Below are 21800 nucleotides of genomic sequence, written 5' to 3' on the forward strand. Positions count from 1 at the left end.
AAACCCGCACATGGACAAGGTCCGCGACAGCGCCGCCGAGGCGGTCGCCGACATCCCCGACGGCGCCTCGCTCGCCGTGGGCGGGTTCGGCCTCAGCGGCGTGCCCGAGATACTGATCCGTGCCCTGCACGAGCAGGGCGCGAGCGGTCTGAGGGTGGTCTCCAACAACTGCGGCGTCGACGGCCGCGGCCTCGGCATCCTGCTCGCCGCCGGCCGGATCGCCCGCGTCACCGGCTCCTACGTCGGTGAGAACAAGGAGTTCGCCCGCCAGTACCTCAGCGGTGAACTGGAGGTGGAGCTGACCCCGCAGGGCACCCTCGCGGAACGCCTGCGGGCGGGCGGCGCGGGCATCCCCGCCTTCTACACCCCGGCCGGCGTCGGCACCCAGGTCGCCACCGGTGGCCTGCCCTGGCGGTACGCGCCCGGCGGCACCTCCCGGGCCGAGGCCGGGGAGGCCGGGGAAGGCACGGTCGCCGTCGCCTCCCCGGCCAAGGAGGTACGCGACTTCGGGGGCCGCCCGCACGTCCTGGAGCACGGCATCACCACCGACTACGCCCTCGTCCGGGCCTGGCGCGGCGACCGCCACGGCAACCTCGTCTTCCGCAGGGCCGCCGCCAACTTCAACCCGCTCGCCGCCATGGCCGGCCGCGTCACCGTCGCCGAGGTCGAGGAGCTCGTCGAGCCGGGCGAGCTGCGCCCCGACGAGGTGCACCTGCCCGGCATCTACGTCCGGCGGATCGTGGCGCTCACCGCCGACGAGGCCGCGGACAAGCAGATCGAACGCCTCTTGACGTCCGCGTCTCCGACACGAGGGATCGCCCACCCATGAGCTGGACCCGCGACCAGATGGCCGCCCGCGCCGCCGCCGAACTCACCGACGGCTCCTACGTCAACCTCGGCATCGGCCTGCCCACCCTCGTCCCCGGCCACCTCCCGCCCGGGGTCCACGTCGTCCTGCACTCCGAGAACGGCATCCTCGGAACCGGCCCCTACCCCACCGAGGACGAGGTCGACCCGGACCTGATCAACGCCGGCAAGGAGACCGTCACCGTCCTGCCCGGTGCCTCCTTCTTCGACTCGGCGCTCTCCTTCGGCATGATCCGCGGCGGCCACATCGACACCGCCGTCCTCGGCGCCATGCAGGTCTCCGCCCGCGGCGACCTCGCCAACTGGATGATCCCCGGGAAGATGGTCAAGGGCATGGGCGGGGCCATGGACCTCGTCCACGGGGCCCGCCGGGTCATCGTGCTCATGGAGCACACCGCCAAGGACGGCAGTCCGAAGGTCGTCGAGGAGTGCACGCTCCCCCTCACCGGCGAACGCTGCGTCCACCGGATCATCACCGACCTCTGCGTCCTCGACGTCACCGGCGACGGCCTCGTCCTCGTCGAGACCGCCCCCGGGGTCACCGTGGAGGACGTGAAGACCCGCACCGAAGCCCCCCTCCGCACGGGCGCCGCCGCCCGCTGAGCCGGGGCGCCACGCACGGCCCCGGCCGTGGCGAGCCTGCTCCCGGCCCGCCACGGGCACGGGGCAGCCCCCCGTCCCGTACCCTCCGGCCGCTCGGGCCGGTCTGCTCGGGTTGCTGCCGGGTCCGGCGCGCACCGCCCACCGGGTGCCGGGCGGACTGCCGGCTCGGGGGCGGTGGACCGCGACGCGCAGGGGCGTCACCGCGTCGGGGTGCGGCTGCGGGAGGTCGCGTCCCCGGCACCGCGCGGTCGGGGTCCGCGCGGTTCCCCGCCCGACCGGGGCGTCCTCCACGCCCGCAAGGGCCTCGACGGCACGTCACGCGGTGGCGGGCGGGGCGGCGGGAACGGTGGGGGCCCGCGCCTACGACCGGTTGTTCGACGGGCCGAAGAACTCGACCTCGGCGATGGCGACCTGCTTGTCGGGGGAGGCTCCGTAGGCCGAACGCAGGACGAACCGCACGGCGGTGACCTCGCCCACCCGGAACGCGCGGTGCTGGCCCCCGGCGCCCTGGTCGAGGGTGAGGACCCGGGTGACGGTCTTGCCGTCGGCGGTGGTGACCACGGCGTCGACGCGGTGCGGCAGGGCCGAGCGCGAGAGCTGGTCGGGACGGGTGGAGACACCCGGGGTGATCACGAGGTCCAGGAGGCGCGTGGGGCGGTCGAAGCGGGCTTCGAGCCACTCGCCGTCTCCGGACTGGGTCACTCCCGGCCCCCACCAGGTGTTGTTCAGCTTGTCGAAGGCGAGCTGCGGCGCGTGGCCGGGGAAGGACCGCGAGGCCCTGAAACCGTCCGGTCCGACCGGGGCGCGCTTGGCGAAGTGGTCGCGGACCGCGTTCACGGCCCGTTCCGTGTTCAGTCCGGCGGTGACCAGCAGCGCCAGCACCAGCACGCCCACCACCACGTTCGACACGCGCCCGAAGCCGCGCCGCAGCCGCGGCCGGTCGCCGGCCCAGGGCGCCTCTCCCGCGCCGGGCCCGAACAGCCGCCGCCACCAGGGCCGGTGGGGCCGGCCCGGCGCCTCCGCCGAACGGGACATCGGCATGGCGCAGCGCCCGCAGAAGTGCCGGTCGGGCCGGTTGGGCGTGGCGCACCAGGGGCAGGGCACGCCGCCTTCGGTGCCCGTCTCCTGGCCCGGGGCCCGTACCCGGGGGCGGTTCGCGACCGGGCGGCCCGGCAGGACGGGCTCCACGGACGGCCCCGCGGCGGGCCGGGGGTCCGGCTCGGTGACCGGTACGAGCAGGGACCTGGCCGTGTCGTCGGGGGCGGCCTCGGGAAGCGGCCGGGTGGGGGCGGTGTCGTCCGCCTGTGCCGGTACGGGGGCGGTCCGCTCGTCGGGCGAGGGCTCCGCGGGCCGGGGGACGGTGGAGGCCCGCGGCGCTTCCGTCCGTTCCGGGTCCTGGCCGGCGGGGGCCGGGGCGGGGGTGGTACCGGTGCCGGTGGCCGTGCTCGGCGGTGCGGCGACGTCCCCTCCGGGCCGCGTCCCACCGGCGGCCGGGTCCGGGGTCGTGGCACGCCCGGACCCGGCCGCCGGGGCGGGCCGTTCCGGCGCTTCGGACGTCCAGCCCAGCACCGCGCCGCAGGAGTCGCAGAAGGACTGGCCGGGTTCCGCCCGGGTCCCGCACTCGGCGCAGTTCGCGGCCCCGGGGGTTCGCCTGGTCATCTCTCGGGGTTCCTTTCGGAGACGGTCACCTGGACCGTGTAGGGCATGTGGGCGGGGCGGGCGGCCGCCACGAGGCGGTCGAGCCGGTGCTCGTCCGCCGGGGTCGGGTCGGGCAGCCGCAGGGTGACGTGGAGCCGGGGGCGGCGCTCGCCGGGGACGGGGCCGAGGGGGCGGGCGTGCCAGTCGGCGGCCCCGCTCTCGCTGATCTCCGGTTCCACCCCGAAGGCCAGCCGGACCGCCTCGGACAGGCCGCGGCGGGTGCCCCGTACGCGGTGCAGGTACGCGGCGGCGGCGACGGCCGCGCGCAGCCGCGCCTCCGGCTCCGTCCCGTCGGTCTCGGCGCCGACCCAGCCGCCCAGCCACCGGGTGAAGTCGGCCGGGGCCAGGGCCGGGGTGAAGTAGGCGTCCAGGCAGTCGAGGACGCCGAGGATCGGCGCGATGACCTCGTCGAGCCCGGCGACGAAGCGCTGCGCCAGGTCGTCGTCGGCGAAGACGGCCGGCAGCATCGCGCCGATCGGCGCGGAGGACCCCATTCCGTCGATCGAGCCCCTCACGCGCCGTCCCCGATCACGCGGACCCGGTGGTCGAAGGAGAAGACCAGCGACGGCGCTCGGAGGTCGATGCGGTCCGTCGCCTCGCCGCGCTTCCCGGTCAACGGGTCGGCGGGGTGGAGGCGGACCTCGTCGACGAGTTCGACTCCGGGGACCCGCTGGAGCACGGCGAAGACCTCGCCGGACTGGACCGGGCGGCCGAAGGGCCACCCCGTGCCGTCGGTGCCGCCGGTGAGCGGGTCGAGGTGGCGGTAGAGCGCGTCGTGGGCCCGGCGGCGTACGCGGTCCGTGTCGACCCCGCGGAAGGCGTGCACGGTGGCGACGACCGTGACGCCCTGGTAGAAGGGCGGGCCGACTGCCAGCCGGGTTCCGATGAGCCGCCGTTCGTCGAGGTGCCGGGTGATCCGGTTCAACAGGTCCTTGCCGGGGACGAGCTGTTCGAAGCGCAGCCGTCCGCCCGGGTCCGGCACCGCCTGCGGGACCACCAGGACCCGTACGGCATAGGCGCCGTGCTCGCCCTCGTCGCCCTCCAGGCAGGTGATGCGGGCCGTCTCCGGAGCGGCCCGGCGGGCCAACTCCTCGTAGTCGCGCAGCGTCACGGCCCGTTCCTGCGCCCGCAGGGTGATGGGGGCGCGGACCTTGGCCTCCTCGACCGTCTCGCCGTCGACCCCGCCGCGCGCCGCCTCCCGGTTGACGACCTCGGCCACGTACGGGACGGAGCTGCGCAGCACCTGTACGGCGCCGCGGGCGACGTTCCCGGCCCGCCCCCCGCCGGTGCGGTAGCGGCGCGCCCGGACGACGGCGCCCTTGGGGGGTGCCGCCCCGTACTGCCGCAGGGTGCCGTCGGGTTCCCGTACGGCGGGGCCGAAGGCGATCTCGCCGGTGGCGGCGTCCAGGGTGATGTGGCGGTCGTGCGGTCCGGAGGCGGCGAAGTGCGGCACGACCGTCCAGTCGGCCCACCCGTCGTGCTCGGCGGTCTGCAGGTGCAGCGGCGGGTCGTCGCCGATGACGGGCGCGTGGGCCAGCCGCAGCCGCTGGCCCGGCAGGCCGGTGGACTCGCCGAGGGCCTCGTCGTGGACCGTCTCGGCGTGCACGGCGCGGGTGGTGCCGCCGATGGTGAAGGCATCGGCGGACCGTACGGTCGGTGACGTGGTGTAGAAGGGCTGGCCGGCCAGCGGTTCGGTGACCCGGCAGCGCAGCCAGCCGGCCCGGCGGCCGCCGGTGCGGGAGACCGCGTGGCCGCCCGGGACGTGGAGCACGACCTCGCCCGGCCGGTTGAGGCCGCCGGTGCCGTCCCGGTCGACCTCGCACTCCGCCCAGCCGTCCTCGGTCCACGCCTCCCACACGAGCGGCGGCTGCCGCGGGTCGACGCCGACGCCGTCGACCCGGCTGTCGAGTTCCAGCGCCACCGCGCAGTGCGGCACCGCGGCGCTGAGCCCGAACAGCAGGCAGTCACCGGCCTGCGGGGCCTCGGCGAAGCACCGGACGTCCTTGCCCTCGGCCAGGTCCGCCGTCCGGTCCTCGACGGCGTCCCCGCTCCTCTGCACCACGACGTGCGTCAACTCGCACGACGTGATGTCGAGTTGCCGTTCGGTGGCGAAGACGACGGCCTCCTCGCTTTCGGTGCGCAGCGTGGCGACCTCGGTGCCGGCCGGCAGGACCACCACCTCCTCCTGGGGGGCGGAGAGCCAGAACGTGACGTCGGTGCGGGCGGCCGAGGGCGGGAAGAGGGTGATGCCGACGAGGTCCAGGAACGCCAGGTGGTTCTTCTCGGGGACGCGGTTGAGCCGGTAGACGATCTGGTCGGCCATGTGGGCGACGGTTTCCACGAGGGTGACGCCGGGGTCGGACACGTTGTGGTCGGTCCACTCGGGGGCGCGCTGCTGGATGTAGCGCTTGGCGTCGTCGACGAACTGCTGGAACCGGCGGTCGTCGAGGTTCGGGGAGGGCAGGGCCATCAGTGGTCGCTTTCCGGAAGGGTGCCCGGGTCGCCCGGGCCGGGCTCGCCGTGGGAGGGGATGACGTAGAAGGGGAAGACGAGGCTGCGCGGGTTGTTGGTGCCGCGGATCGAGTAGCGCACGTCGATGTAGAGGACGCCCTGCTCGGCACCGGCCGTCACCTCGACGTCGTTCACCTCGATCCGGGGTTCCCAGCGGTCGAGGCTCGCGTACACCTCGTGCTGGATGCGGCCCGCGGTGGCTTCGTTGACCGGGGCGAAGACCAGGTCGTGGATGGCGCAGCCGAACTCGGGGCGCATGGGCCGCTCGCCCGGTGCGGTGGCCAGCACGAGCCGGATCGCCTCCTCGATCTCCCGTTCCCCGCTGACCAGGGCGATGGCTCCGGTGGGACCGATCCGCAGCGGGAACGCCCAGCCCGATCCGACGAACTGCTCGGCCATCAGCGGTCCACTCTCCTTCCGGGTGGCTTTCCGGCCGTCACGGCAGCGGATACGGCTTGTTGTTGACCAGCACCACGCCCTGCAACAGGAGGGTCGCGGCCCGGATGCCCACGTTGGCGACGGAGTTGACCTGGACGGTTCCGCCCGCACTGACCGTCGCGGCGCCGAGCGCCTTGAGGCTGAGCGCACCCACCGCGTCCACGTTGACCGCGCCGCCGAGCGACTTGAGGTTGACCAGGCCGTGGCCCTCGATGGTGAGGGGCCCGCCGCTCTTGATGGACAGGGCCCGGCGGGCGCTCAGGGTGAGGTCGGTGCCGGCCTCGATCGACACCGAGCGGGAGCCGGTGATGCTGACGGACCCCTTGCTGTCCACGGTGATCTCGGTCTTGGTGCGGTCGAGGTGGATGGTCAGCCGGTCGTTGCCGGTCGCGATCCGTACGCCTTGCTTGCGGGACCCCGTCTGCTGGCTCAGCAGGTCGACGCGGTTGCCCTGCCGGTCGGACAGGGTGTGCCGGATCGCCCGCTTCTTCAGCCCGTCGTGCAGCGGCACGTCCTTGACGACGGTCGGCTGGTCGCGGCCGTTGTAGAGGCCGCCGATGACGAACGGATGGTCCAGGGCGCCACGGTCGAAGGCGACGAGCACCTCGTCGCCGACGTCCAGGGGGAAGAGCCCGCCGCCGCCCTTGCCGCCCAGTTGGACGGTGCGCGTCCAGTCGCTGACGTACGTGTCGTCCAGCCACGGGAACTGGAGCTTCACCCGGCCCTGCTTGAGCGGGTCCTGCACGTCGGTGACCAGGGCGTTCGCCACGCTCGGCAGTCGGGGAGCGGTGGCCGCCGCGCCGCCGGAGGCGAGGCCGAAGAGGGAGCGCCACTGCCGGCCGCTGACGGTCACCCACGTCACGTACTCGCCGTCGTCACCGAAGACGTGCCGCGCCGAGGTGACGGTGTACTTGCCCTCGAACGGGGCGCCCACGTCCCTGAGCGTGACCGGCACACCGGGGCGCAGCCTGGGGTTGCCGCGCACCGTGACCTCCAGTTCCGCGAAGGAGGAGGTGATGTCGTCGGCGAGCGCCCGGGCGGCGAAGCCGACTTCGGACTGGCGGTCGTAGGGGGTGTCGGTCTCGACCAGTTTGGCCGCCTTGAAGCGGGCCCCCGCCTTCCCGGGGGTGGTGCCGATGGCGACGGCCGCGTTGGTCGTGGCGGGCGCGAGGGCCGTGAGCTTCCGTTTCGTCGTGACGTCCCAGCCGCGGGATTCGACCTTGCCGACCTGGTCGGCGGCGGTGACCGCGGCCCGGCAGCGCAGCACGTCCTGTCCCGCGTGCAGCACGAACGGGCTCTTGTCGCCGTCGGTGCTCGTCGGTGGCGCGCCGGACGCCGGGTCGGGCCGGACGAACTGGAACCTGCCCTTGCCGTCGAGCGACATCACCATCTCGTTCTCGTCGGCGAGCCGGGCCAGGAAGTCCCAGTCCGTCACGTTGGCCTGGCTGAGGAACTCGTAGACCGTCTTCGTGGCCTGCACCTCGCCGACCGGGATGCCGCTCGTGCCGGCCAGTTTGCGGGCGATGTCGGAGGCGGTCTGGTTGCGGTACGCGGCGACCCGGCGCTGCCGCATCAGCCGGTGCCCGGGGTCGTAGCCGCGGACGACGGTGAAGGTGCCGGTGCCGTCGTAGTCGGTCTCCATGCCGGTGACCTCGCCGGTGAGCAGGGGGGAGGCGGCGCCCTGCCCGGCGGAGACGGGGGCCAGGACCACGGTGGAGCCGAACTGGACGTTGAGTTTGCCCAGGAGCAGCCCGTGCGGGTCCCGGAAGGTGAGCCGGAAGGCACCGGGCACCCCGGCCCCGAGGTCGACCCAGGCGCCGACGAGGTCGTTGGCGAACTCGTCGGGGAGCCTGGCGCCGTCCAGGGTGAGGTGGATGACGTTGGAGAAGGAAGCCTGCACCATCAGGGACCACCGACCTCTTCGGCCGCGGGGAGCACCAGTTCCGTACCGGTCCGCAGCCGCGACGGGTCGTCGATGCCGTTGGCCTCGGCGATCGCCCGCCAGGCGGTCGCGTCGCCGTACTCCCGCCAGGCCAGCGACTCCAGCGAGTCGCCCGCCACGACGCGGTGCACGCGCTGGGCGGTGAGCGCGCCCGACGTCGGGTTCTGTCCCTTGGTGTTGCTGGGGATCTCGTGCAGGTTCACCCGGCAGGTGGCCCGGATCGGCACGCCGGTCGTCCCGAAGAGGGAGTAGGTGGCGTCCACGGAGGAGACGTACGCGGTGAAGCGCGCGGTGGAGAACGCTCCCCACTGGAAGACCACCCAGGGCGTGGACGGCTGCTTGGCGGCGATGCTCTTCGAGGTCACCTCGCAGCAGGAGAAGAGGGCCTCGACCTTCTTCAGGACCGCGTTCCCGCTCGGGTCGTCCGAGGAGTCGAGGAAGATCTCCACCGTCATCTCCCGGGGCTCCGGCCCCATGAACTCGGGCAGGGCGCCGTCGCGCACGGCGGCGGTGGGGGTCGTCTTCCAGCGTGCGCGGCGGCTCAGCGCGAGCTGGGAGGGGTTGAAGTCGAAACTGAAGTTCTTGATGAGCCCGCCGGGTGTCGTGCTGTGCCCGATCGGCGGCTCGTGAATGGCCAGGGTGGCCCGTACGAGACTCTTGCCCGCGCCACCCCTGGCGCCCTTGCCTGCCATGTGCCGCGACCCCTCAGTCCGTGAACCCGTGGTGCGTGATCTCCAGGACCTCGGTGGCGACACCGGGGTTGGCCGGGTCCAGGGACGGCCCCCGCCAGTTGACGGGCAGCACGTCGATGAGTCCCCAGCGGGCCACCTCGGACCCGTCCGCGCGCAGGGCGGCGATCTGGGCGGTCGGCCGGGTGACCCCGGTGGTGACGGAGGAGATCCAGGCCGCGACCTTGGCGGTGTCCGGGGTGAGGGGCCGGGTCAGCCGGATGGTGGAGAAGGTCACCCGGGACGGAAGCTGCCAGACGAACCCGTTGTTGCCGCCCTCCTGGTGCTGCTCGATCTCCACGGAGGAGGCGAGCCCCTCGCACCCGTTGAAGAACCCGAGGCTCTCGCCGTCGATGGTGAGGGTGAAGAAGACGGTGGATCCCGGGTCGAGATCGCTGGGCATCGGGTGCGCCTTTCAGGGGACGGCGGGTGGGGGTGGGGGCCGGGGCCGGGTCGGGGGCTTCAGTTGCGGGGGTCGCGGAGCCTGCCGACCCGCTCCCGGTCGAGCCGGAGCTCGGTCCGCAGCAGCCGGGTCAGCGGCCCGATGAGCCGATGGGTCAGCTCGTCGACCTGGGCGCCGGTGAGGGCGCGGGCGTCGAAGTCGACGGGGGTGTAGGCGGGCGGGGGCTCGTCGGGGGTGGGAGCGGTCGGCGAGGGAGGGGAGTACGGAGGCGGGGGCTCCGGGCTCCGGGTGCGCTGGACGGTGGGAGGCGCGGTGGTGGTCGACGCGAAGGGCGGGGGTGCGGGGAACGGGAGTCGTGGCTGAGGGGAGTGCGGCACCGGGCGGCCGGGAGCGTGCACGCGCACGGGCCCGGCTTCCGCGGCACGCTGGACCGCAGGCACGGACCCGGACGCAGGCGCGGGCGCAGGCGCGGACCCAGACGCGGACGCAGGCGCGGACGCAGGCGCGACGGGGGGAGCCGGTACGGGAGCCGCTACGGGTGTCGATACGGGTGCGGGGGTGGGCGGCGGGGGCGTCAGGCGCACCGCCGGTCCGGGCGCGGACCCCGAAGCTCGTACGGGAGCGGGCGCGAGCCCCGCCGTCGACGGAGACGGGTGGGCGGCGCTCGCACGCGCCTGACCGGGCACGGCCACAGCACGCTGCACCGAAACCGCCTCCGCGACGCTCCCGCCCCCGGCCGCCGGGGCGGGCGGTGCCGGACGGCCGGACGCGGGCGGGGGCGCCGGGCGCACCGCCGCCCGGGCCTCCGGTCCAGGCCCGCGCCCCGGAGCCGGTACGGGCAGGGGCACACCCGGCGCCGGGTGGCCGGACGGCAGCGGGGGTGCGAGCCCCGGCCTCGGCGGGGGCGTGGCGGCGGTGGTCGCCCGGGCGGGCGCGGCAGCCGCAGCACGCCGTGCCACCGGCGCTGGAGCGGTGACCGGCGCGTGGACGGGCGGGATCGGGGCCCCCTCCGGGGCGGCGGGAGCGGGCGCCGCCGTCGCGGCACGCTGCACCACCGGTACGGGGCCGGACCCCGAAGCCGGGTCCCCGGCAGCGGATCGCCCCGGTGCCGTGGCGGGCGGGACCGGATCGTCACCGGCAGCGGTGAGCGGCCCGCCCGGCGCCGCGTGGCGCTCGGCCACGGCGCGCCGCACCACCGGTGCGGGCCCGTCGCCGTGGCCGGACGCGGCCGGGCGGCCGGGCGGGACCGGTGACGGGGGGTCGGTCTCCTGCGCCACCGCGGGGGAGACGCGCTGCACGTTCGGCGCCTGACGCCCGGGGGCGGCCGGGCCGGTGCCTCCGTCGCGGCCGGAGGCCGGGGAGTGCACGGGCACGACCGGGGAGGCGTCACCGGTCGCCCTACGACGAGGTGCGGGGGCGTTCCCGGCGTCCCGGGCAGTCGGCGCCGGTTCGTCACCGGCGAGCCGGCGCGCCACGGGGGCGCCGAGACCGGGCCGCGGCCGGGGAGGTTCGGCGGAAAGCCGCTGTACGGCCTCGGCAGCGGGGCCGGAGGGACCGCCGCCTCCCGCGACCGGTGACCCGGGCCCCGTGGGCGACACGGCGGGGACGGCAGGCACGGTAGGCACGGCGTCGGGCCGCGGGGCGGGAGAGGTGGCCCCGGGTCGCGAGAGGGCAGACGACTGCGGGCCGGGCGCCCCGGGCGTGTTCGTGCCGGTGCCGCGCCCTGCCGCAGGGGCGGTGGACGCCACAGCGGGGAGGCTCTGCGCGGAGGGCGCGTGCCGCCCCGGGCGGGGCGGCACGGACGGGGATCCCACTGCCGCGCCCGACCCGGCGGGCCGGCGCTGCACGGACGGCCCGGCCACCCCCGGCGGAGGCGACGCGACCCTACCGCCCGGCACCACGCCCGCCCCGGCCGATCCACCCTGTACAGAGGACACGGCCGTCCCCGGCCGAGACGGCCCCGAAGCCGCCGGCGACCCCGATGTGACCGGTCGGCGTCCAGCGGACGGTACGACCGCACCCGGCGGGGGCGACGCGGCCACCCCACCCGGCGCCACGGCCGGCCCGGCGGGCCGGCGCTGCACGGACGGCACGGCCGCGCCCGGCCGAGACGGCCCCGAATCCACCGGCGACCCCGATGTGACCGGCCGACGTCCCACGGACGGTACGACCGCACCCGGCCGGAGCGACTCCGGCACCGAACCCACCGCCGCCCCTGGCACGGACGGTACGGCCGCACCCGGCCGAGGCAGCTCCGGCACCGAACCCACCACCGCCCCCGGGCCCTGCGGCGGACGGGGGGACCCGGCGGCAGGGGAGGCCGCGGTGGGCGTCGTGGGCCGGGCCTGTGCCGGGGGTACTCGACGCAGCGGTACGGCCGCCGGGGTCGACTGCCGGGGCCGCGCGGAGGGCCGGGGCGTGGGCGGCAACGCGGAAGTGAGCGCCCGGGCCGGGGCGAGGGCGCGTACCGGTGGAGGAACCGGCCGCGTCCGGGAGGGCCCGGAGCCCGGGGCCGCGGAGGCGCGCTGGACGGCCGGCACCGGTTCGGTCGGGGCCTGCGGCGCCGCCGGGGGGCCGGCCGCGGGCGGCGTCGCGTCCGCCGGCGCGCCGGACGAGGACGTGCCGGGCGAGGACGCGCCGGGCAGGGGCCGTCGACGTGTCGCTCCCGTCGCCGGTCCGGCATTGGGGCCCCGTTGCGGGCGAGGAGCCAGGGACGCCGGTGCTGCCGCCGCCCCCTCGGGCACCGGGGCACCCGGACCCGCCTCAGGCGCCGGGGCACCGGGGCCCGTCACCGCTCCGGGCTCCGACTCCGACATCGCCGCCGGCACGGGGTTCGCCCCGTCCCGTGCCGGAGCACCCGGCCCCGCGCCGGAGCCGTACCGCCGTACCCGGGCCCCGCCCGCGGCCGGCAGCGTGCGGCGCTGTACGGCGGGGGCGGTCGGGCGCGTGGCCGCGGGGGCGAGCGGGGTGACCGTGACGCCCGGCGGGGACCAGGGCCGCACGGGTGGCGTGTCGTCCGCGTCCTGCGGCGCTGCCACGGGCAGGGAGAGCGAGGGCAGTTCGAGTCCGGAGGCGGGCCGCGCCGCCGCGGTGAGTACGCCGTGGACGAGCCCGCCCGGCGCCCCGTCGAGCACGACGTGCGACAGCGGCCCGGCGAAGGCCGGGCTCTGCCAGGTCGTGAGCCGGGCGCCGAACCCGGTGTCGGCGACGGGTCCCGCCGACGCCGCGGTCACACGCTGGATCGGCGGAAGCGCGGACCAGCCGGCGGGCCGGACCGCACCCGATCCGGCACCGGCACGGACGTTCGTACCCGTACCCGTACCGGCATCCGTGCCCGTACCGGACTGCGGCGGGGCGTCCGCTTCCTCCGCCGCCACCGCGCGTCGCCGCCGGCCGCCGTCCCTGAACCTGCTGAGGAGTCCCACGCCCTACCCCTTCGCCGAGGCGCGCGCGACGAGTCCCGCGATCTGTTCGGCGTACCGGCGGCGGTCGCGGTGTTCGAGGTTCAGGATCTCCTCCTGGCTCCAGTGGAAATGGTAGGCGATGTACGCGATCTCCTCGTGGAGACGGTCGGTCGCGTACGTCACGATTCCCCCAGGCGGCTCCCGCCGAGTTCGACCTCGAACGGCTGCTCGCAGTGAGGGCAGGTGACACCCGCCCTGGTGTGGCCCTCGGCGTTGATCTGGCGGTAGAAGTCCTGCAGGAACGCCAGGTCGGAGGCGAACATGTTCTCCACCACCCCGTCGTGCACCAGCGGCAGCGTGCCGAGCCGGGTGATCACCCGGCCGAGCAGGACCACCGACAGGTAGGCCGGGTTCTCCTGCACGCGCATGTCGCGCAGCGGCACCAGCTCGTCCCGGGCGGTGGCGAGGCGCATGACCCCGTGGCGGTGCACGGTGCCGGACTCGTCGACGTAGCCGCGCGGCAGCTCGAAGGCGAACTCCGTCAGCAGCCGCTCGGCCGCCGGGGCGGGAGCCGGGGCGGCGGCCTGCCGCTCCGCCTCCGTCCCGGTCCCGGGCGGGCCGTCCGCGAGCGCCGCGGCCGGACCCGGACCCGCGCCCGCCCTGGGAGCAGTGCGCCGCATTACTCGATGACCAGTTCTTCGAACGTGATGGTCACGGTCTCGGTGAGCGCGGACGCCTCACCGGCCTTCACGGTGCTGGTGTCAATCTTGCTGCACCACGCGTTGCGCATGTTGTACCGCTTGACCGGGTTGTTCTGGTAGTCCATCACCATGATGGTGGCGTTCTTCCGCGCCGTGGCCATCGCGCCGTTCACCGACTCGTTGATCCACTGGTTGAAGGCCGCCGACTGCGTCATGCCGCGCACGACGGTGCACGTGCCGGCCTTCTTCACACCGGGCAGCTTCTTCGTGACGGGCTTGCCCTGCGCGGAGACCTGCTGGTACTCGATGACGTCCTGTTCGAGGCTGAGGCCGCTGACCTCGGCGAGGTACTCGACCATCACGCCGTCGATCTGGAGGCCGAAGTTGTGTGAGGTGAGGGCGTCACCCGGCTGGAGACTCATCTGTTCTCTGTCCTTCTCAAGGGCTCACGGCCGATCCGGGGCCGGCCGAGCTGGGGGCTTGACTCCTACGGCGGGCGGGGGCGGGAGGGCTACTCCTCCAGCTCGCTGCTGCCGCTGGAGAACTGGGCCAGTCGGAAGATCACGAACTCGGCGGGCTTGACCGGCGCGATGCCGATCTCGCAGATGACCCGCCCGAGGTCGACCGACTCCTGCGGGTTGGACTCCTCGTCGCACTTGACGTAGTACGCCTCTTCCGGCCGGGCCCCGAAGAGGGCGCCGTTGCGCCACTCGTTGACCAGGAAGGCCGAGACGTTGCGGCGGATCCGGGCCCACAGCGCGTGGTCGTTCGGCTCGAACACCACCCACTGGGTGCCGATCAGGATCGACTCCTCCAGGTAGTTGAAGTACCGCCGCACGTTCAGGTAGCGCCAGGCCGGGTCGGAGGAGAGGGTGCGCGCGCCCCAGACGCGGATGCCGCGGCCCGGGAAGGCCCGGATGCAGTTGACCCCGATGGGGTTGAGCAGGTCCTGTTCGCCGCGGGTGATCTGGATCTCCAGGTCCACCGCGCCGCGGACAACCTCGTTCGCGGGGGCCTTGTGCACGCCCCGCTCGAAGTCGTTGCGGGCCCAGACGCCGGCGACGTGGCCGCTCGGCGGGATCGTCCGGGTCTGGCCGGTGGCCGGGTCGAACGCCTTGATCCAGGGGTAGTAGAGGGCGGCGTACTTGGAGTCGTAGCCGGCGGTCTCCTGGCGCCACACCATGACCTGGCGGGCGTTCAGGCCGGGCGGCGGGTCGATGATGGCGACCCGGTCGCCCATCAGTTCGCAGTGTGCGATCAGCCCGAGCTGGACGGCCTTCACGGCCTCCAGGTCGATCGCACCGCGCTGGTAGGCGGCCATCAGGTCGGGCACGGCGACCATCGACACCTCGTCGACCGCCTCCAGGCCGCCGAAGCCGGTGCGGTCGGCCGAGTCGCCGAGGTACTCGGCGGGGCCCGGGTGCGCGGCGGGCGTGCCGGAGGGGACGGCAGGGGCTGCCGGGGCGGGGGCCGGGGCCGGCAGCGCCACGGTCTGGTTGTCGGGCCGGGCGAGCTGCGCGGCGGCCACCGCCTCCTGGACGGCGATGAGCCGGGAGCGCTCCTTGACCTGCGTGACAACGTAGTTGCGCCCGCCCTTCTTCGCCGTCACGTCGAAGGTCTCGGCGACCGTGTCCCCGTCCTTCACGATCAGCTTGAACCGTTCGGCCGGGCCGTCGCCCTCCGGGTCGGCGACCTCGACGCTCAGCGAGCCGGGGGCGACGGCGCTGACGGTGAAGGTGCCGAGCTGCCGGGGCTCCCCCGGCGGCAGTGCGGCCGGGGCCGCGGAGCCGGTCGTCCGGTCGCCGTCCGCGGGGGCCGGGCCGCCGTCGGACGCTCCCCCGGCCGTGCCACCGACGCGTACGACGTAGGCGGCCGTGCCGCCGTTGTTGAAGAAGCCGTAGACGCTGTGCGCGAGGTAGTACCCGTCGGTGAAGTCCCCGAAGGCCGCGACGTACTGGGTCCAGTTGGTCACCAGGGTCGGTGCGTTCAACGGGCCGGTGGGCGCGAGCCCCACGAAGGCCGCTACCGAGGTCCCCACCCCTTCGATGGGACGCGAGCCACTGGCCACCTCCTCGACGTACACGCCGGGCGACAGGTAGGACGGCATGCTCTGCATCTCCTCGGGTACGCGACAGGACGGATTCCACCCTCCCGCGCGCGGCGCGTCACCCGGAACGTCCTGCGGTACCTGCTCGGGGGCACCGCCGTTGCCCGCAGGGGCAGTTCGCCGCGCCCCCGGCACCCCCGCACGGGCCGCACCACCCTCGGGCCTGCCCCCGGGACTGCCCTCAGGGCTCTCCCGCGGACCGCCACGAACGGGTAACGCTGGGATGCCAACCAGCGAGGAGAGCACCGTGCGCGCACACGAACAGCGGGCCGACCAGGCCGGTGACCGGGTCAGGAACCGCCCGAAGGCGCCGTTGACCACACCCGCGCTCCAACTCCTGGCGCTCCAGCGCGCGGCGGGCAACGCGGCCGTGGCACGGGCCGTCGCCGAGGAGCGCCACGAACACGACGCGCACTGCGGGCACGGGTCCGCGGCGCGGGACCCCGCGGTCCAGCGCTCCGCCGTGCACGAGGTGCTCCGCTCCCCGGGCCGGCCGCTGGACGGGCCGCTCAGGAGCGAGATGGAGGCGCGGTTCGGCGGCGACGACTTCAGCGGCGTACGGGTCCACACCGACGCGGTCGCCCAGCGGTCCGCGACGGAGATCGGCGCCAAGGCGTACACCTCGGGCTCGCACGTGGTCTGGGACGGCCAGGACAAGCACACCCTCGCCCACGAGCTGGACCACTACCGCCAGCAGAGCCAGGGCTCCGTCCCCGGCACCGACAACGGCTCGGGCCTGAAGGTCTCCGACCCGTCCGACTGGGCGGAGCGGCAGGCGGAGGAGACCGCCCGGCGGGTGATGAGCGGGGCGCCGCCGGTCCAGCGCGCCCGCGCCACCACCGAGGACCGGGGCGGCGGCGGCAGGGCGGCGGAAGCGGACGGGCACGCTCCCGTGCAGCGCGCCCTGGACACGGAAATGATCGACAGCGCCCGGGAGGCGCTCGGCATCACCGGGACCGTGAAGATCGTGGAGGTGCCGGAGGACGTCCGGGCGGACACCCCGTTCGCCGCCTACCCGGCGGGGCACTGCGTCGGCCTGACCGACCAGGACGGTCAGTTGAGCATCTACGCGCTGAACGGCGGCGATCCGGCGCAGTCCGCCGCCGAGGCGGTCAGGACCGCCGGCGGCGGCGGGTACTTCCCCCAGTACGGCATCATCGTCGCGAACAGCAATCCGTCCCCCGGCTTCACCGTCGCGCAGACCATCCAACACGAGCTGGGCCACCTCCAGCAGCACGAGGCCGGGTTCGACGTCGACATGTCCGGCGGCAGGCGGGCCCTGGTCGAGTACCACAACGTGCTGGTGAACGAGAACCGCCTCACGGGCGAGATGCGCAGCTTCTACACCACCGACGACAACACCACGCCCCAGTCGGTCAGGGAGAAGGCCGTGGCACAGGGGATCAACCTGCGCGATCCCTGGAAGGCGCTCATCGACTACCTCGCCCAACCCGGTGTCGACCCCGAGGGCTCGCAGAAGCGGCTGCTGGACGCGATCGTCGAGGAGCTCAAGGACGAGAAGTACGACGCGATCGAGGGCAGGGGGATGGCGAAGGCGCCGGTGCGCGAGAAGATCAAGGCGCGGATCGGCAGGATGTACTTCAACAAGCTGTTCGCCTAGCAGCCCACCGGCACCGCCCGGACGAGTGATTTCGGTGTTCTCGGTGGCCGTAGGCGGTCAGGGAGCGTCTGACCGGGACCGTTGGTGGTCGCCACGGTCACGACCAGCAACGACATCGGACTCAACCATCTAGCGGGCGGCTGCCGCGATCCGCCGGTGCGGGTCGACCGGGGTGAGGGCTCCCCCCGTTCGCTCCTCGATCCTGCGGGCGGCGGCCAGGCACAGGTCCTCCCGGAAGGCCCGCCCGACGACCTGCACGCCCATGGGGAGGCCGTCGGCCAGCCCGGTGGGAACGGCCACCGCCGGCACGCCGACGAAGCTGGTCACCGTGCACAGGCGCATGGCCGTCGCGACCCGCTCGTGCCCCGCCCGGTCGCGCGACTCCAGTCCCGGTTCGACGGGAGGCTCGGTGAAGACCGGGCCGAGCAGCAGCGGGTAGCGGTCGAGGAACTCGGCCCAGGAGCGGCGGATGCCCAGCCACGTGCCCATCAGCCGCACGAGTTCGGCGGCGGTCGCCGGGCGCGTCCTCGCCATGGCCATCTCGATGTAACGGTCCCCTCCCTCGCCGAGCAGTCCGCGCACCGCCGGCCAGGTGGGGGCGAACTCGGTCATGGTGATCCGGCCGTACGCCTCGATCGCCTCGTCCAGCCTGGGCACGTCCGCCACCTCCCGCACGTCGTGCCCCGCGTCCCGCAGGGCGTCGGCGGCGAGCGCGACGGCCTCGCGGACCGCGGGGTGGACGCCGTGGCCGCCGGGGTCTGCCACGACCGCGACCCGCACCGGTCCGGGCAGCGGCTCTCCGTAGGCGGGTACGGGAACGGCCCGCGGGTCCCGGGGGTCGGTGCCGACCAGAGCCTCGTACGCCAGACGCAGGTCGGTGACGGTGCGGGCGAGCGGGCCGTCGGTCACCAGCATCTGGGAGGCCGCTCCGGGGTCGTCCGGGCCGAGGACGCGGTGGTCGGCGGGGAACCTGCCGGTGGTCGGCTTCAGCCCGGCCACGCCGCAGAAGGAGGCCGGGATCCGCACCGAGCCGCCGGAGTCGTTGCCCAGTCCGAGCGCGGCCATGCCGGTGGCGACGGCCACCCCGTCGCCGCCGCTCGTTCCGCCCGGAGTCCGATCCGGGTCCCACGGGTTGACGGTGTCGCCGAACAGCTCGCTGCGCGTGTGCATCCCGGACAGGATCAGGGTGGGCATGTTGCTGTGGCCGATCGGTATCGCCCCGGCCGCGCGCAACCGTGCCACCGGGGGCGCGTCGGCGGGTGCCACCAGGTCGCGGAACCGCTCGACCCCGAACGTGGTCGGCACCCCTTCGACCGGCGTGGACTCCTTCACGGTGAAGGGCACGCCCGCCAGGGGACCCGGGTCCTGCCCCGCGGCCCTACGGCGGTCGATCCTCGCCGCTGCCTCGCGGGCACGTTCGGCCAGCAGCTGTGTGACCGCGTTGACCTGCGGGTTGACTTCGGCGACGCGCTCCAGGTGGGCGTCGACCAACTCGACCGCCGACACCGTGCCGTCGCGGACCGCCCCGGCCTGTTCCGAAGCCGACATCTTCCACAGGGCGTCCTTCACTGCCCTTCCTCCCCGAACACGTTCCGATGCGCTTGTATCGCAACAGTATCCTGGATCCGATACGAGCGCATCGGAAAGGAGGCGACGAGTCGTGCCCAGACAGGTGGACCACGAAGGGCGACGCCGGCGGATCGCCGAGGCCGTCTGCCGCCTCGCGGACGAAGGCGGGCTGGAGGGCGTGACCCTGCGCGACGTCGCCGCCCGCGCCCAGGTCTCCCTGGGCGCCGTCCAGCGCTGCTTCCGCAGCAAGGAGGAGATGCTCCTGTTCGCCGTCGACCACGTCGGCCGGCGCGTCACCGAACGCGCACGGGCGCGCCTGGTCGGCAGCCCCGCCCAGTCGGCCGCCACCGCTCTGGGCCACTCGGCGGCCGAGGTCGCGCTGCTGCGCGAGGAGCACCACGCCGAGGCCCGCGTCTGGCTCGCCTTCGTCGCCCAGGCCGCCGTCAGCGAGCGGCTCGCCGAGGCACTACGGGTGGGTTACGCGGACCTCCAGGCGCTGTTCACCCGCCTGGTCGCGGAGGCCGCGCGGCAGACGGGAGAAGGAGGCGCACCGCTCGACGCGCGCCGCGAGGCCCGCACCCTGCTCGCCCTGGTGGACGGCCTCACCAGCCACGTGCTGATCGGCCACCTCGCCCCTGACGAGGCCGAGGAGCTCCTGCACACCCATCTGGCCGGCCTCTGGAACCGGCTCGACGCCCGCCCCTCCGAAACGGCCTGACGCGCGCCCGCCCGAAGCGGTCCACGACGCGGCCGTTCGCGACCCGGCCCCGGTCGGCGCCCCGGCGAGGGGGGGCCGACCGGGGCCGCGGCCTCATCCGGACCGGGACGCCTCCGGGGGCGGGCGATCCTGGAGCCCAACCAGCGCTTGAGCCTGCGCGGCGACTCCAGCCGATGGGCGGCCCGGTCGATCGGGCGGTAGAGCCGAGGCGGGCCGTGACGGCCGTCAGGGTGAGCCGATAGGACAGGACGAGCTGTGCCCGATTCGGTAATCGGACACAGCTCCAGCCATGAGGTCAATGAGTGAAGCAGTCGATCAGAGTCAGGGCCATCCCGATGATCCCGATACCGAACCTGATGATGATGGCTTTGGTAACCCTAAGTTGATTCATGAGTCGTAGTCGCAGACGACAGGAAAGGCACTGCCGACAGAGTCAACGTCCCCGCTTCCTTTTGGAACTGTAAAAAGCATAGGACCCCATCACAAGCGATGCTGCGCCGAGAGCCCCAATGATGAACAGCAGTACCTTCCCTGACCCTTCGACGACGGCGCCCTGCACGAATGCTGCGATGGTGACCACCGCGACGATGAGTATAAAGATACGTACCTTTAATTTTTCGTCCACGACCCCTCCCTGCGGTCCCGGTTACAGTCTATCGATATGACCGAGATGGAATCCGGTTTCGGCTCACCGCCCCGGCCGCACGTTACTTCCTCACTTCTCGAAGCTGATTACGGCTGAGGGAGAATAGTAGCTCCCCTTCCCCCTCAGCTTCCCGGGCGATACCGGTTTGCGCCTATTCAGCTGAAAGGATCCCAGCGAATGTGAGTACCCCGAGGACGATGAAGAAGCTGCCAACCACTACCGGCGCGGCAGTGGTGATCCGCGGATGCCGAGAATTGGCTCGCCCGAGCATTCCACCCTGTTCCATGACTCGACGGGAGAAGAGGGTGCGCGCCGCGATAAGGGCCAACCCCACGATGAGACCAAAAGAGCCTACAAAGATTTCCTTCGCCGTCATGACTACTCCCGTCTTCAGATTCTCGCTAGAATGCGACCTGCAGCCCGCCTGAACAGGTGCCGGTCGAAGCTACGCTCCCTAATCCGGCGCTCCCCGTGACGTTTCCGCCTTGTTGCATATGCATGCCTGCACTCGCCATTCCGGCTGAGCACTTCCCATATGCTGACGGACCGGTGGAGGCGTCGCCCGTGCCTCCCTCTATGCCTCCAGAAAACCCGGGCGTGCCGACCCCGATGTTGATGAACCAGCTGCTGTTGCCCTCGGTGTCCTTCTGCCACCCTCCCCCGACACAGACTCCAAAGCACCCTTCTCCGCTGATAGAACCAACCCACCGGCCAGTGGGATCGATGTTGTTGATGGGGTCGCCGCCAGCGTAGGCGTAGCGGTTTCCTTGTGCTGGGTCGGCAAGGAAGGTGAGGGGGGTCTTGGGTGGTGAAGCGGCCGATGGTGGGGTCGTACCAGCGCTGGCCGTATTTGATGTATCCGGTGGTGCGGTCGTAGATACCGCCGACGAAACGGTAGGGGTTTTGGGCTCCTGCGGTGCCGGTTTCCTTCGTGGTGCGGACGGCGCCGTAGGGGTCGTATTCGTACACCGTGGATTGGACGGTGGACTGGTTGATGAACTGGACCGGATTTCCGAGGCCGTCGACGATGTAGTAGGCCTCGTAGCCGTTGGTCGTGCGCAGGGCGAGGGGCTGGCCGGTGGTGGGGTCGTGCTCGATGTATGCGGTGCCGGCGGTGAGCTTGACCTGTTCGACGACGGGCATGCCGTACTGGTCGGTGCGGCCGTGGACGTAGTCGACGCTTTCGCCTTCGTCCGTGGTCTGGTGGACCAACTCGTTTGCGGTGGTGCCTGCGTACGTGTACGCGCCCGTTCCCTTGCTGGTTTTCGCGAAAACCACGCGACCGACTCCGTCAACGCCACCAGCTGCGACAGCTCACCCGGCGCCGCGGCCGCGGCGGGCGTGATCCCCCCACGCCATGTCCGTCGCGGCCACCCCGCCGCGACCGCCACATGCGACCAGCGTCGCCCGACCCGTAAGACAGACATCGAACCCCCACATACAGAAGAAGCCTGCCCCACTAGCGGGCGGATACATCATTTGCACGCCGTGGGCACGGAGGGGAAGTTCCGCAGCAACATAACACAGAGAAACCGAAGACACGGAGAGTGAAGTTGCGGATTTACACAGGCATCACCGAAGCACCTAAGATCCAATCGTCAGTGATCAATAAATTTTGCAAAAAAGCCAAAGGTGGGGCCAAGAAATTACTAAAGAAGACTCCATCATGAACCACGTCACAGAAATACGCGGCACCATCCCGGGCACACGAGTGGGCTGAACACCCATCAGTGAAATGGACACCCTGGTCATGCCCCTTTGGTTAACGCTGCTCACGGTCCTCGTCGGATGGACCCTCGCCTCCACCCTGCTCGGTCTCCTGCTCGCCCGTCAGATCCACCGCG

General features: G+C 73.2%; 20 protein-coding genes. 4 read left to right on the forward strand and 16 right to left on the reverse strand.

Annotation, left to right across the window (positions count from 1 at the left end):
• The first annotated feature begins 10 nt into the window (after window positions 1-10).
• Together AC07D6_RS11170 and AC07D6_RS11175 are read left to right on the forward strand one after the other, a co-directional pair.
• Window positions 11-829: a CoA transferase subunit A gene (locus AC07D6_RS11170; protein ID WP_479043425.1), complete on the forward strand. Its 819-nt coding sequence runs from the start codon at window positions 11-13 to the stop codon at window positions 827-829.
• The gene (locus AC07D6_RS11175) at window positions 826-1470 is read left to right on the forward strand and encodes a CoA transferase subunit B (protein ID WP_479043426.1); all 645 of its coding nucleotides are present in this window, start codon (window positions 826-828) and stop codon (window positions 1468-1470) included. Before AC07D6_RS11170 ends, AC07D6_RS11175 begins: the two co-directional genes overlap by 4 nt.
• Window positions 1471-1830: 360 nt before the next feature.
• Here the strand turns inward: AC07D6_RS11175 and AC07D6_RS11180 are convergent, their stop codons facing one another.
• The 12 genes from AC07D6_RS11180 to AC07D6_RS11235 all read right to left on the reverse strand — a co-directional run bounded on the left by AC07D6_RS11180 (window position 1831) and on the right by AC07D6_RS11235 (window position 15402).
• A complete protein-coding gene (locus tag AC07D6_RS11180; protein ID WP_479043427.1) occupies window positions 1831-3129 on the reverse strand; it encodes an NADase-type glycan-binding domain-containing protein in 1299 nt (432 codons plus the stop codon).
• Window positions 3126-3683, reverse strand: coding sequence for a phage tail protein (locus AC07D6_RS11185; RefSeq protein ID WP_479043429.1), 558 nt, complete (start codon window positions 3681-3683; stop codon window positions 3126-3128). The genes AC07D6_RS11180 and AC07D6_RS11185 overlap by 4 nt, the downstream gene beginning before the upstream one ends.
• Window positions 3680-5638: a putative baseplate assembly protein gene (locus AC07D6_RS11190; protein ID WP_479043430.1), complete on the reverse strand. Its 1959-nt coding sequence runs from the start codon at window positions 5636-5638 to the stop codon at window positions 3680-3682. Before AC07D6_RS11190 ends, AC07D6_RS11185 begins: the two co-directional genes overlap by 4 nt.
• On the reverse strand, window positions 5638-6078 hold the full coding sequence (locus tag AC07D6_RS11195) for a GPW/gp25 family protein (protein WP_315879314.1): 441 nt from the start codon (window positions 6076-6078) through the stop codon (window positions 5638-5640). The genes AC07D6_RS11190 and AC07D6_RS11195 overlap by 1 nt, the downstream gene beginning before the upstream one ends.
• A gap of 37 nt (window positions 6079-6115) precedes the next feature.
• On the reverse strand, window positions 6116-8020 hold the full coding sequence (locus AC07D6_RS11200) for a VgrG-related protein (RefSeq protein ID WP_479043431.1): 1905 nt from the start codon (window positions 8018-8020) through the stop codon (window positions 6116-6118).
• On the reverse strand, window positions 8020-8751 hold the full coding sequence (locus tag AC07D6_RS11205) for a CIS tube protein (RefSeq protein ID WP_479043432.1): 732 nt from the start codon (window positions 8749-8751) through the stop codon (window positions 8020-8022). Before AC07D6_RS11205 ends, AC07D6_RS11200 begins: the two co-directional genes overlap by 1 nt.
• Window positions 8752-8764: 13 nt before the next feature.
• Complete coding sequence (locus AC07D6_RS11210) at window positions 8765-9190, reverse strand: phage tail protein (RefSeq protein ID WP_315879317.1); 426 nt, start codon at window positions 9188-9190, stop codon at window positions 8765-8767.
• A gap of 59 nt (window positions 9191-9249) precedes the next feature.
• Entirely contained in the window at window positions 9250-9594 is a 345-nt protein-coding gene (locus AC07D6_RS11215) for a hypothetical protein (RefSeq protein ID WP_479043433.1), read from the reverse strand.
• 3024 nt (window positions 9595-12618) lie between these two features.
• Window positions 12619-12777, reverse strand: a complete 159-nt coding sequence (locus AC07D6_RS11220; protein ID WP_315880049.1) for a DUF6760 family protein — start codon at window positions 12775-12777, stop codon at window positions 12619-12621.
• The gene (locus tag AC07D6_RS11225) at window positions 12774-13274 is read right to left on the reverse strand and encodes a hypothetical protein (protein ID WP_479043434.1); all 501 of its coding nucleotides are present in this window, start codon (window positions 13272-13274) and stop codon (window positions 12774-12776) included. The genes AC07D6_RS11220 and AC07D6_RS11225 overlap by 4 nt, the downstream gene beginning before the upstream one ends.
• Entirely contained in the window at window positions 13274-13717 is a 444-nt protein-coding gene (locus AC07D6_RS11230) for a phage tail protein (RefSeq protein WP_315880047.1), read from the reverse strand. The genes AC07D6_RS11225 and AC07D6_RS11230 overlap by 1 nt, the downstream gene beginning before the upstream one ends.
• An 89-nt stretch (window positions 13718-13806) precedes the next feature.
• A complete protein-coding gene (locus AC07D6_RS11235) occupies window positions 13807-15402 on the reverse strand; it encodes a phage tail sheath subtilisin-like domain-containing protein (RefSeq protein WP_479043435.1) in 1596 nt (531 codons plus the stop codon).
• A gap of 247 nt (window positions 15403-15649) precedes the next feature.
• Here AC07D6_RS11235 and AC07D6_RS11240 point away from each other — a divergent pair, with 247 nt between their 5' ends.
• Window positions 15650-17023, forward strand: a complete 1374-nt coding sequence (locus AC07D6_RS11240; protein WP_479043437.1) for an eCIS core domain-containing protein — start codon at window positions 15650-15652, stop codon at window positions 17021-17023.
• Window positions 17024-17152: 129 nt separating this feature from the next.
• On the opposite strand, the gene AC07D6_RS11245 is transcribed toward AC07D6_RS11240, so the two are convergent.
• The gene (locus tag AC07D6_RS11245; RefSeq protein WP_479043438.1) at window positions 17153-18592 is read right to left on the reverse strand and encodes an amidase; all 1440 of its coding nucleotides are present in this window, start codon (window positions 18590-18592) and stop codon (window positions 17153-17155) included.
• Window positions 18593-18683: 91 nt separating this feature from the next.
• Between AC07D6_RS11245 and AC07D6_RS11250 the strand changes: the two genes are divergently transcribed.
• Window positions 18684-19310: a TetR/AcrR family transcriptional regulator gene (locus tag AC07D6_RS11250; protein ID WP_479043439.1), complete on the forward strand. Its 627-nt coding sequence runs from the start codon at window positions 18684-18686 to the stop codon at window positions 19308-19310.
• A gap of 433 nt (window positions 19311-19743) precedes the next feature.
• Here AC07D6_RS11250 and AC07D6_RS11255 read toward each other — a convergent pair whose 3' ends face one another.
• From AC07D6_RS11255 to AC07D6_RS11265, 3 genes are all read right to left on the reverse strand, one after another.
• Window positions 19744-19935: a hypothetical protein gene (locus AC07D6_RS11255; protein WP_479043440.1), complete on the reverse strand. Its 192-nt coding sequence runs from the start codon at window positions 19933-19935 to the stop codon at window positions 19744-19746.
• 172 nt (window positions 19936-20107) lie between these two features.
• Window positions 20108-20332, reverse strand: coding sequence for a hypothetical protein (locus AC07D6_RS11260; protein WP_479043441.1), 225 nt, complete (start codon window positions 20330-20332; stop codon window positions 20108-20110).
• A 14-nt stretch (window positions 20333-20346) separates the two neighbouring features.
• Entirely contained in the window at window positions 20347-21234 is an 888-nt protein-coding gene (locus AC07D6_RS11265) for an RHS repeat-associated core domain-containing protein (protein WP_479043442.1), read from the reverse strand.
• Window positions 21235-21800: the final 566 nt, after the last annotated feature.

Source organism: Streptomyces sp. NPDC045287 (genome assembly GCF_056432325.1).